The 11,438-nt window shown below is 44.1% G+C and carries 11 protein-coding genes and 1 pseudogene; 1 reads left to right on the top strand and 11 read right to left on the bottom strand.

Translation table 11 applies throughout. The annotated features are described in order from the left end of the window. Positions 1-53: 53 nt before the first annotated feature. The 7 genes and pseudogenes from Q7U10_04545 to dcd all read right to left on the bottom strand — a co-directional run bounded on the left by Q7U10_04545 (position 54) and on the right by dcd (position 7,415). Positions 54-293, bottom strand: a pseudogene (locus tag Q7U10_04545) (KilA-N domain-containing protein). Between the two features lie 5 nt (positions 294-298). Continuing rightward, positions 299-3,634, bottom strand: coding sequence for a helicase-related protein (locus tag Q7U10_04540; protein ID MDO8281879.1), 3,336 nt, complete (start codon positions 3,632-3,634; stop codon positions 299-301). Positions 3,635-3,878: 244 nt separating this feature from the next. Next, positions 3,879-4,358: a type II toxin-antitoxin system VapC family toxin gene (locus Q7U10_04535; protein MDO8281878.1), complete on the bottom strand. Its 480-nt coding sequence runs from the start codon at positions 4,356-4,358 to the stop codon at positions 3,879-3,881. Further along, entirely contained in the window at positions 4,355-4,585 is a 231-nt protein-coding gene (locus tag Q7U10_04530; protein ID MDO8281877.1) for an AbrB/MazE/SpoVT family DNA-binding domain-containing protein, read from the bottom strand. Before Q7U10_04530 ends, Q7U10_04535 begins: the two co-directional genes overlap by 4 nt. A 75-nt stretch (positions 4,586-4,660) precedes the next feature. Next, a complete protein-coding gene (locus Q7U10_04525; GenBank protein MDO8281876.1) occupies positions 4,661-6,139 on the bottom strand; it encodes an anthranilate synthase component I family protein in 1,479 nt (492 codons plus the stop codon). An 11-nt stretch (positions 6,140-6,150) separates the two neighbouring features. Continuing rightward, entirely contained in the window at positions 6,151-6,867 is a 717-nt protein-coding gene (gene pyrF, locus Q7U10_04520) for an orotidine-5'-phosphate decarboxylase (GenBank protein ID MDO8281875.1), read from the bottom strand. 2 nt (positions 6,868-6,869) lie between these two features. Beyond that, entirely contained in the window at positions 6,870-7,415 is a 546-nt protein-coding gene (gene dcd / locus Q7U10_04515) for a dCTP deaminase (protein MDO8281874.1), read from the bottom strand. A gap of 169 nt (positions 7,416-7,584) precedes the next feature. Here dcd and Q7U10_04510 point away from each other — a divergent pair, with 169 nt between their 5' ends. Then, positions 7,585-8,739, top strand: a complete 1,155-nt coding sequence (locus Q7U10_04510) for an inositol-3-phosphate synthase (GenBank protein ID MDO8281873.1) — start codon at positions 7,585-7,587, stop codon at positions 8,737-8,739. Between the two features lie 85 nt (positions 8,740-8,824). Here the strand turns inward: Q7U10_04510 and Q7U10_04505 are convergent, their stop codons facing one another. The 4 genes from Q7U10_04505 to Q7U10_04490 all read right to left on the bottom strand — a co-directional run bounded on the left by Q7U10_04505 (position 8,825) and on the right by Q7U10_04490 (position 11,412). Next, a complete protein-coding gene (locus Q7U10_04505) occupies positions 8,825-9,007 on the bottom strand; it encodes a hypothetical protein (GenBank protein MDO8281872.1) in 183 nt (60 codons plus the stop codon). A 65-nt stretch (positions 9,008-9,072) separates the two neighbouring features. After that, positions 9,073-9,402: a metalloregulator ArsR/SmtB family transcription factor gene (locus tag Q7U10_04500; GenBank protein MDO8281871.1), complete on the bottom strand. Its 330-nt coding sequence runs from the start codon at positions 9,400-9,402 to the stop codon at positions 9,073-9,075. Between the two features lie 112 nt (positions 9,403-9,514). After that, positions 9,515-10,720: a hypothetical protein gene (locus tag Q7U10_04495; GenBank protein MDO8281870.1), complete on the bottom strand. Its 1,206-nt coding sequence runs from the start codon at positions 10,718-10,720 to the stop codon at positions 9,515-9,517. Then, the gene (locus tag Q7U10_04490) at positions 10,717-11,412 is read right to left on the bottom strand and encodes an ABC transporter ATP-binding protein (protein ID MDO8281869.1); all 696 of its coding nucleotides are present in this window, start codon (positions 11,410-11,412) and stop codon (positions 10,717-10,719) included. Before Q7U10_04490 ends, Q7U10_04495 begins: the two co-directional genes overlap by 4 nt. Positions 11,413-11,438 lie beyond the last annotated feature (26 nt).

Raw genomic sequence — 11,438 nt, 5'->3', positions numbered from 1 at the left:
GCAATCTTGTTTAGTTGCGTCAGCCGGTCTGATTGCGCTAAATTCTGATGGATCAGCCCTGCTTGTTTTCTAAACCCGTCGAATTCGACGGGTTTAAAGTCAGGGTTATGTAATTGTTCCCAGAATCCCAACAGCTCAATAGTATTCCTGTTTCTTAACCAGTTTTTAACTATATCATCTGTATGAAGCTCGTCTTTATGCCGGGCAATATCGGTCAAAGAAATATAGTCTTCTTTTTCGCCGGAGAGAACAGTGATCGTTTTTCCATGGACATCAATTTTTTTATTTTTCATATGGTTTACCTCACTATCAGCCATGTTACGAGTTCGAAATCGTCCAGTTCATTTATCTGCTTTGTCATAGGTATTAATACCGCTGCCCGGTCTGTGGTCAATTTGGTATTCCCTTTTTTCTTGAATACATGAACAACCTCGCTCACCGCTTTTTTCAACAGCTCTGAGTATTTATCCATCGTGTCCCCGTTGCCGGTCTCCGTATTAAATAAAGCGCATAATTGTTCGTAGGGTTGCTTCTGCCCCTGACAGAGAAGCCGATAAATCTCAAGAATCTGTTTTGCGTTAGTGTAATTATAGCGGACTGTCCCATCGTCGCGCACATACACAAGAAAATAGGGGTTCAGCGGATTAACTTCTTCGTTGCCTTCAAATGCATTTTTTTGAACAAGGCAATAAATCACGCCCGGTTTGATAATCTCTTTTTCAGACGCGCTAATCTCTCTACCGGTTATGAGGTTTGCATGTTCACCTCCTGGGGCAGGTACGACCGCATATAATCCCATTGGGGAATCTTTCAAACGTTTCCTGTTATTCTCAATAAAGTTCATCAGTTCTATTCTAAAATCATCGAGTGTAAAATCTGTCAAAGAAATGGATTCATCCATGTCTTCCAAATCGAGCACTTCATGTTGTAGTTTCTTCAATTGCTGGTTGCGGTATTTCAGGTCATCGGTTATCAGTTCTTCTATCTGTTCTGTATTAAGAATATTGTCTTCACCTGTGGCAGTTACGTCCACGAGCGCCATTCGGGATTCAACCCGCCCTTTCAAGTTGAGATAGTTATCCAGGTCTTTGGTTGGCCAGAAATTCACCAGTTGAATGGTTTTATTTATACTTCCGAGCCGGTCGATACGGCCAAACCTTTGAATAATTCTTACCGGATTCCAGTGAATATCATAATTAACCAGGCAGTCGCAATCCTGCAGGTTCTGTCCTTCGCTTATACAGTCCGTGGCGATCAGAATATCAATCTCTAAAGTTTGACTGGATGTATTCAATTGAGCCCTGTTTTTAGAGCGAGGGGAAAAATTTACCAGAATACTGTCATAGTCATTTTTCCCGAATGATGTCTGAGTGTAACTGCCGCATACCAATGCGGAATTAAGATTCAATTCTGATTTCACCCACCCTTTCAGGTTTTCATAAAGATATTCTGCTGTATCAGCGAATGCAGTAAAGATAAGCACCTTTTTATTAGCTTCATTTGTTGGATTATTCACTTTCTTCTTGATGATTGCCTTCAGCTCTTTCAGCTTTGCATCGCGTTCAGGCGTAACAACTTTTGCGTTATTCAGTAAATCAATCAGGGCTTCTTTGTCTTTCTTTAAGTCAACGATCCACTTTTTTAATTCGAGATCAGCAAAATCAAATTTCAACTTCTTACCGACTTGCCATTCATCCTGTTCGTCAATATTTTCACCAAGTTCTTCATCCGATGGCGTTAAGGACTCGAGCGTTTCTTCCTGGCTTGTTGCTTTGGATGTAAGGAAGCGATTGATCTTGTCTTCGAGGCCTTCAATTTTTTGTATGGTTCTATCCAATGATATTTCAAATGATTCTATTGAGCTCTCAAGCCGTTTTAAATAATTAATCTTCATCATTCCAATAAGAAAATATTCACGGTCAGCCTGCTTAAAGTTTAGAACCTGCGCGCCTGCGAGCAATTCATATTTCTTTTGTTTGTCTGGCTTCACATACGCAGATGGATTAAATACAGATAATTTATATTCAAGAATTTGCTTGTTGATTCTGTCATACGATGGAAAGCGTTTATCGATATCAATATCAGGATACACGGAATGAGGCTTTTCCCTTTTTGGGAAATTACCTATAGCCTCCATATTGTAAAAACTGACAATGTGTTTTCGCGACCGGGCAATCGTGAGTTCATCCAGCAGCTTGAAGAATGAAGAATCAAGTCTTTCTAAGAGTTGTTTCATGCTGCGTGTTTTGTTTTTAGGGTCAGCCCATCGGGTAAAGTTTTTTTGTGCATTCTCAAGAGTCACGCTGATGCTCTTTATTTTGCAATGTTCAAAAAGTGCGTCCTCTTTCCCTTCGGTAATAAAAGCAATTTGATTTCTTAGGTCACGTAGTGTGTTATTAACCGGTGTAGCTGATAGCATTAAGACCTTAGTTTTTACACCGGATTTAATGACTTTCTCCATAAGACATTTAGCACGGTTCATTTTAATTTTACCGTCATCTTTAACTTTATCCATGGGGTTTCCACGAAAATTATGTGATTCATCAATCACAACGAGGTCATATGCGCCCCAGTTAAGGTTTTCCAGTTCAATTCCATTAGCATTTGAACGCCCTGATTCACGCCCCATATCTGTATGGTAAATTACAGAATAATTAAAACGGTCTTTCTTAAACGGATTAAGGGAATGGTTTTGACTTGCCTGATAAACAGTCCAGTTGCCGGTAAGTTTTTTAGGACATACCACAAGCACACGTGCATTTAATAATTCAAAGTATTTGATAACAGCTAATGCTTCAAAAGTTTTACCAAGACCAACGCTGTCAGCAATAATACATCCATTGTGCTTTAGTATTTTGTTAATAGCACCTTTAACCCCATCCTTCTGAAAGTCATACAGCATATTCCATACTTCACTATCATAAAAACCGGTCTTTTCGTCCAGTAAACCGCCCTTTTTTTGTTCGCTCAGATAATCTTCAAAAATATGGTATAGTGTCTTGAAATAAATGAACTCCGGTTCGTTCTCCACATACAATTGCTCAAGGTATTTAAGGACTTCATCTTTTACATCTTCGACCAATCCGGTTTGATCATTCCAGATAGAATCAAACCAGCTTTTAAGTTCCTGGCGATCTCTATCGCTATCAACGATAAGATTGAGCTCAATATTTTTACTTCCTCCAAGCCCTAATCCATTTACAGTAAAATTAGAGCTTCCGGCTATTGCTTTTTCAATTCCGCTTTCCTGCCTTACATGATAAAGTTTTCCGTGTAGAAAATTCGGTTTTACCATAGAACGGATTTCAGTTTTGTTCCTAATCCATTCAGAGCATTCTCTTGCCATAGTTTTTTGATTAAGTCTGCTTTCAAGCGGGATCGTTAGCTTATCATCTTCAATTTTGAAATCCCTGGTATTCATTTTGTCCGGGTCCATGGATTTAATAAATGTGGGTTCTCCGAACAAAAATTGGAGCTTTTTGATTTCATCTAAATTATTTTTTAATTGATGATAAGCATAGATGGTGAAGTAAGCTGAAACTATTGAGACTTCCGAGTTGGCAGAAATAGTTTGCTTGAGAAAATCACCAACAGTGCCGTGAGTATGATTGTCTCTTATTGATGAATAGTTCATGCTATTACATCTCCTGTTATTCTCTTGACCGGTATAGATGCCGGGCGCTCTTGGTCAGGGTTATTTTATATTCATGGAGCTAACAATTAATACAGCCAGCCGTATTTGCTGGAATAAGAAAAGTATAGTTATATGAGTAAGAAAAATACAAGCATAAAATAAAAGAATGTAGTGGTGTGGTTAATCGATTCTGGACAAGCCAGAATGACAGGCTTTTCCCTTTACAAAATCTCCAGCGTCTTCATCATATCTTACCTATTACCTTCAGATCAGTGAAGTTGCTTTTGTATATCCCGAGGTCCCGCGACAACAGGCAGTCAGCCTGCTCAAGGGCATGAGCGCCTATCAGAAAATCGCTCAAGACAATCTGCCGCCTTGTGACCATTGCTTTGCAATGCGGGCAATGCATTGTAAAGGTCTTGCCGCATTCTGAACAGGAAAACTGATTTCGCTTGCTTCTCTGTGCATATTTAGCCCAACGCGTGCCGGCAAGGTGCAGGGATTTCTCGTTGGACGGAACAAGCCTCATGCCTGTTTCTGCGAGAAAGAGTTTCAATTCCTGTTCGGAAGGAAATCTGGCTGCGAGTTCGGCAAAAACCACTTCACAGAGGATCAGTTTGCCGCTTGCCAGATGTTTGTCCAGAAGCCTCTTTGAGGACGCGCTGTGGGACTCTCCCGGAATAAGGATATCGAAAAGGATGTTGGTATCAACCGCGGTGATCAATTGCCCCGAAGCTCCTTTACGAGGTTATCGCTTTTCTGTCCCTCAAGCTTTGCCAGTCTGCCGACCCATTTGTCAAAAGGGGATTTGGTCACCGCCTTTGTTATCACTACCACTCCTTCTTTCTCCTCAAAACCTACATCTTCGCCGGGATGCACGCCCAGCCTGTCCCTGACCTTTTTTGGGATGGTCACTTGTCCTTTGGATGTTACTTTTGCAACTATCATCATCTGCCTCCTGGTAAGGAACTATCTGCCTTACCTGTAGTGTAAGGAGATAACCGGCTTTCTGTCAAGGCTTTTCCCTTACAGCATTTCCAACGTCTTTATCAGAGCTTCAGCCTTCTTCAGCGTTTCGTAATACTCTCTCTCAGGGTCTGAATCTGCCACAATGCCTGCGCCTGCCTGAACGTATGCTTTACCATCCTTTATCACAAATGTCCTGATGATGATGTTAAGATCCATATCGCCGTTGAAATCGATGTATCCGAGTGAGCCTGTGTACGGCCCTCTTGTCACAGGCTCAAGCTCGTCTATTATCTCCATGCACCTTACCTTGGGCACGCCTGTTATTGTTCCTCCGGGAAATGTCGCCTTTATCACATCAAAACAGTCTTTGCCTTTTGCAAGCGTGCCTTTGACATTTGAGACGATGTGTATGACATGGGAATAATCTTCCGTCACCATCAGTTCATCAACCTTGACTGTGCCGTAGTCGGATATCCTGCCGAGGTCGTTCCGCTCAAGGTCAATGAGCATGAGATGCTCTGCGCGCTCTTTCTCATTCAGGAGCAGGTCGTTCCTCATCTGCCTGTCGCCTTCTGCATCAGCCCCGCGCGGCCTTGTGCCTGCTATCGGCCTTGTGTCAACCATATTTCCTGATACGCGTACAAGCCTCTCAGGCGATGAACTTGCGATGAAATAATCACCCATATCAAGATAAGCTGCAAAGGGAGACGGGTTGATACTGCTCAGCACTTTATATATATGCCACGGGTCTGTATCGCCGAGATTTGAAGATACCCTTTGCGAGAGGTTCGCCTGAAATATATCTCCTGCCTTTATGTATTCTTTGGTTCGTTTAACAATATTCATATACGTTTCTTTGCCCATCTCATGTTTCAATTCCAAAGAGGCTTTAACAGAAGTGTCACTGACCCCTCCTAACTCTTCTTTAGAAAATAGTCGGGATGTAATTATTTCATGCAGCTTGGTTATCTTATCAACCGCTCCGTCATAATGGCCTCCCCAATCGTCACTGCCGGGCTTCCCTGCGCCGGGAGATGAGATGATGAATGTCTTATTAAGCCTATGGTCAACAGCTATGACCGTATCGTAAAGCATGAAGTCTGCATCAGGGATCTTGAGGTCATCAAGAGCGGTCTTCGGCAGCCGCTCAAAGTAATGGACAAAGTCATAGCTGAGCATCCCCACAGCCCCGCCTGTAAATGGAGGCAGGGCATAATCTCTCTCTGTTTTGAAGGAGGTGATGATCTCTCTTAACTTTTTGAGCGGGTGTGATGATGAAATTCTTGTGTGGTTCTTCTCTGTTATCGCAGCATTGCCGTCTTTTGCCCTGAAGAGAAGAAAAGGGTCTGCACCGATAAAGGAGTATCGTGATATATTTTCAGGCCCTTTTGAACTCTCAAGCAGGAAGCTGTGAGGTTTCTTTATCTTTTCGTATATCTCTTTCGGCTCAATGAATTGCAGTTCTGTATAGACAGGGAATATCTTTCCGGTGTTTGAGTCTTTCAGGAATATTTCTCTGTTCGGATGGATAAGCATAATTCATGGCTTTAGTAACTTAATTCTTCCTCTATACGCTTTAACGCATCGAGCGGGTCAGGCTGCGATAAGATCGCCCTGCCCATAACGAGGTAGTCAGCGCCTTTGCTGATCGCCTCCGCAGGAGTCATCGTCCTCTTCTGATCATCTGCTTCTGCCCATGAGGGCCTTATTCCCGGTGTGACGATAAGAAAGTCCTTGCCGCAGGCATTTCGTATGACAGGCGTCTCCTGCGGGGATGCGACCACACCGTCGAGCCCGGACTGTCGGGCAAGTTCTGCAAGGTGCGTCACATGGGTCTTTATCGCCTTCTCTATGCCTACTTCTCTTTGTAGTATGGTCTGATCAATGCTGGTAAGCACGGTCACCGCTATCAGCTTTGGTTTATTTATATTCTTTTCAGAAGATACTTCAGCGATCGCCTGCGCAGCCCTCTTCATCATCTCGCTGCCGCCAGAGGCGTGAACATTGAGCATGAAGACCTCCATCTCTGCCGCAGACCTGACGCTCTTTGCCACTGTGTTGGGTATGTCATGAAACTTGAGGTCGAGGAAGACCTTCTTGCCCATGGAGTTTATCTCTCTAACGACATCAGGCCCTGCGGATGTAAAGAGCTCGGAGCCGACCTTGAATATATCAATATGATCTTTGAACTTCTTAACTATTTCAATTGCTGAGTTGCGGTCAGCGACATCAAGTGCAAGTATTATTTTGTCTGAAATCTTCATATTTATATCTTTGAATGCGTGATGCCTTTCTGCGCCTGATATTTACCTTTCTTGTCAGCGTATGATATCTCGCAGACTTCATCAGCGCCGAGAAATAGTATCTGTGATATCCCCTCGTTGCCGTACAGTCTTGCCGGAAGCGGGGAGGTGTTTGATATGGATATCGTCACATGCCCTTCCCATTCAGGTTCAAGAGGCGTCACATTCACAATGATTCCGCTCCTTGCGTATGTTGATTTGCCGAAGCAGATGACCACTACTTCTCTCGGTATCCTGAAGTACTCAAGCGACTGCGCAAGAACAAAAGAGTTCGGCGGTATGGTGCAGACATCGCCTTTGAAATGGATGAAGTTGTCAGGGTCACTGTTCTTCGGGTCAACAAAAGACCTGTTCTCGCTCTTGAATATCCTGAACTCATCAGATATCCTCATGTCATATCCGTATGAACCGACGCCGAAGGATATGCCTTTTTTTATCTGATCCTCTTCAAAGGGCTCTATCATCCCTTTCTTTGCCATCTCTATTATCCAGCGGTCGTTCTTTACCATTTGAGTTTCCCTTTGTGCTTTTATAGCGGTTTCAACTGTCAGTGTTTAAGATATAATATAGCGTCTTATTTGTCCACAGCGAGCTCAATTGATAATGCGGCAATATTTTTTGCATATAGAGAAAAAAGTCGTATAATCAAATTACATTCAGTTTAATTGAGGGTTTAGTATGGAAAAGATCAGGATCGCTATAGCCGGGATAGGCAACTGCGCAAGCTCGTTGATACAGGGCATTGAGTACTATAAAAACAAAACCGCCGAAGATGCTGTCGGACTGATGCACTGGGATATCGGAGGCTACAAACCATTTGACATTGAGGTTGTTGCGGCATTTGATATTGATAAGAGAAAGGTCGGCAGGGATGTTTCCGAGGCTGTCTTCGCTCTTCCGAACTGTACAGCCGTCTTCTGTAAAGATCTTCCCGAGACAGGCGTAAAGGTGAAGATGGGCAGGATACTCGACGGATTCTCCAGGCATATGAATGAATATGATCCCAAGCGCACATTTATACTTAGCAGCGAAGATGAAGCCACCAGAGAGAATGTAGTCACGACGCTTAAAGAAACAGGCGCTGAGATGCTTCTGAATTATCTCCCTGTCGGCTCTGAGGAAGGTGTAAAGTTCTATGCCGAATGCGCCCTTGAGTCAGGAATAGGTTTTGTAAATAATATGCCGGTATTCATAGCGAGCGACCCTGAATGGGCAAGGAGGTTCATGGAGAAAGGGCTTCCCATAATTGGCGATGACATAAAGGCGCAGATAGGCGCGACCATAACTCACAGGACTCTGACCGACCTGTTTCAAAAGAGGGGGGTAACGATTGACAGGACATATCAGTTAAATACCGGCGGAAATACAGACTTCCTGAATATGCTCAACAGGAGCAGGCTCGCTTCAAAGAAGACATCCAAGACAGAGGCGGTCCAGTCAATTCTTAACGAGAGGATGGATGCTGACAATATACACATAGGCCCGAGCGATTATGTCCCATGGCAGAATGACAACAAGGTCTGCTTCATCCGCATGGAGGGCAGGATATTCGGAGATGTGCCGATGAATCTCGAACTCAGGCTTTCTGTTGAGGACTCGCCAAATTCAGCCGGTGTTGCAATCGATTCAATAAGATGCTGCAAGCTTGCTCTTGAGAGAGGGAAGGGCGGCGCGCTGTATTCACCTTCCGCCTACTTTATGAAGCACCCTCCAAAACAGTTCAGCGATGATATAGCATTCAGGATGGTTGAAGAGTTTATAGCTGGATATGATATTGAGGGTGACAGCATAGAAAATAAAATTAGCAGTGATGCCGTTTCTGAAAATAATTAATTCCTTTTCCAGGCAAATACGAATACAACATAATCAGGAAACTAAGATGGGATGCCTTCGCAGGCACCCCATCTCATATCCGATATTAACCGCAGCAGTTTTTCTTCTTTGTCTCTTCCTTCTTCGGGCTGCAACAGCAACTGCTCTTCATCGCCTCGATGATAGATGCGATAGCCCCTTTCTCTCCTGAACAGCAACCGCTCGCCTCATTCTCTTTCGTGCTGCAGCATGCTGCGTCTTCTTTCTTCTCTTTTGTCTCTGAACTCATTTTACTTCCTCCTATGAAAAAGTTTTAATATTCGACAACCGTCGAACCAACTTAACAAAAAAATATTAATCCAGGAATTTCTTGATCGCTTTAACAGTATCTTTATTAACACGGCAGCGGAAGGCCTGCCCCTCGCGCTCACAGGTGATCAGCCCGGCATTCTGCAGTTCTTTGAAATGGTGCGATATTGTTGAGCGCGACAGGCTCACGCAGTCACAAACCTTAGTGAACGCCTTTCCTACGCTGCCTTTAATTTCTTCACAGCAGGTTTTATTCTTCTCAACCTGAAACGTTCCCCCTGAACCGCAGCAGTCCTTGTAGATCATCATAAAGATGCCGAGCCTCTGCTCATTTGAAAGGGCTTTGAATATCTTTGCATAGTTCGATTGTTCCATAAATATAGAATAACAGAAGTTGATAAAGGTGTCAAGTGGGTGCTAAGGATTGTTCACTTTTTTGTATTGTTCATATTTAGTGAACATAAAGAAATAATGAACAACAGTAAATCTAAAAATAAAAATTCAAAGCCGCGTAATATGTATCAGGATACAGCCCGAACTCGCTCTCAGGCTTCAGCATGTTATCTGAACTGTCACCAGATCCGATATACGCGCCGAGGTTCGCGTAGATATCCTGCACAATGCTGTACTCAAATACCGGCGATAATAAAGCAGAACCATCGTTGAGGTTTATGAGTGCGCTGCCGCTGAAGAGCAGAAGGGGAGTGATCTGATATGAGAATCCCGGCGCGATGTAATGCCTGCCAAGAAGATAGACAGCGCCTTCCCTGAAGGCTGTTTTATTTATCGGAGAAAAGTAATCCCCGCTTCGCCCGCTGCCTGCGCCGCTGTAATGGTACTCTATGTAGCCGTAAAGTTTTTCAGTAAAGCTATAGTCAGCCCCGGCCGACAACCTGAAATAATTCTCATCCGGCCTGTAGCTCTCTGCTGCATTTGCAAATACCTGAGCAGCCTCAAGCCATACGCCTGCACCTTTTATCGCGCGGGCGATATCAAGCCCGATTAAAACATTCTCCTTAAATACCATAGCCATGACCGAGACATCAGTCTTTTTTATGTAAGACCGGCTTCTGATAAATGCCGCGCTCTCTTCAGGTTTGAACTCATGTCCTGATACGACCCCCATATCTATCTCGCCCATCTCCATGAAAGGTGTCTTTATTCTTATCGCGTCAACCCCAGTAAGTTCCTCCTTTGCGATAGTGTTGTACGTAAATGGCGCGATAATGTCGGTAGGGTTTATCACCCTTGCCGAGCCGAATGCAAGTGCCTGTCTCCCTATGAAAACATCGAAATGATCAGTCGCAAAGGTTACGTTCGCCCTGTCAAGGTTTTGATAAAGCGCAAGGTCGCTTCCTGAATCCGCGCTGCCGGGATATACCAGTTCGTCAAGGTCAAACGCCCTGTATATAAGCTGTGGATTTGCAGATATGGAGACGATAGCGGCATCTTGCCTTAACCTCGGCAGAAGTTCGTATGCGAACTCCCATGATATATTATCCTCTTTTGGAATGAAGAGCCGTAATCTCAGCCTTGAGAGGAGTTCTGTGGAATCATCATTCTCTGAATTGGTGAATATGAGGAAGCTCCTGATATATCCGCTCGTCTCTATCTTCTTTTCTTCAGCAAACGCGGAAGCACATAAGAGCAGAAGTGCAAAAAAAGTAATAATTATTTTTCTTATGACCTTCATGGCTTTCTTACTTCATCTCTGTCAACCATGCCGTCTTTGAGGAGCACAAGCCTCTTTGCCTTCTCCATTATCATACTGTCGTGTGTTGAGAAGACGAAGGTCATGCCGCTCTTCTCATTGAGTTCCCGCATGATGTCAAGTAGTGTCGAGGCTGTATGCGAGTCAAGATTAGCGGTCGGTTCATCCGCAAGGATTATGTCAGGCATTGAGACCATCGCCCTTGCGATTGCAACGCGCTGCTGCTGGCCGCCTGAAAGCTGTTTCGGCAGTCTGCCCTCCATGCCGTTCAGCCCGACCTCGGCCAGTATTGATGCGACGCGTTCTCTTCTCTCTTTGTCGCTCACGCCCTGAAGGAGCATGATGTATTCGATGTTCTCTTTCACTGTAAGCACGGGGATAAGGTTATAGGACTGGAATATGAAACCGATATGGTCGCGCCTGAAGTCTGAGAGCTCGCTTCCCTTTAATCCGCTTATCTGCCTGCCTGAGAGCATCACGTTTCCGCTTGTCGGAGTATCAAGGCCGCTCATAATATTCAAAAGCGTGGTCTTGCCTGAACCTGAAGGCCCGGCGATAGCAGTGAACTCGCCCCGTTGTATAGAGAGGCTGAGCCGGTTAACCGCACGCACCTCTGAGCCGTCTGTGTTATATACCTTTGAGACCTGCTGTATCTCTATTACGTTTTCTGACATATCATTATTTCCCCTATATTAAGAGG

This window comes from Thermodesulfovibrionia bacterium, assembly GCA_030646035.1.
Classification (GTDB): Bacteria; Nitrospirota; Thermodesulfovibrionia; order UBA6902; family UBA6902; genus JACQZG01.
This window is presented reverse-complemented; position numbering and strand designations above follow the sequence as displayed.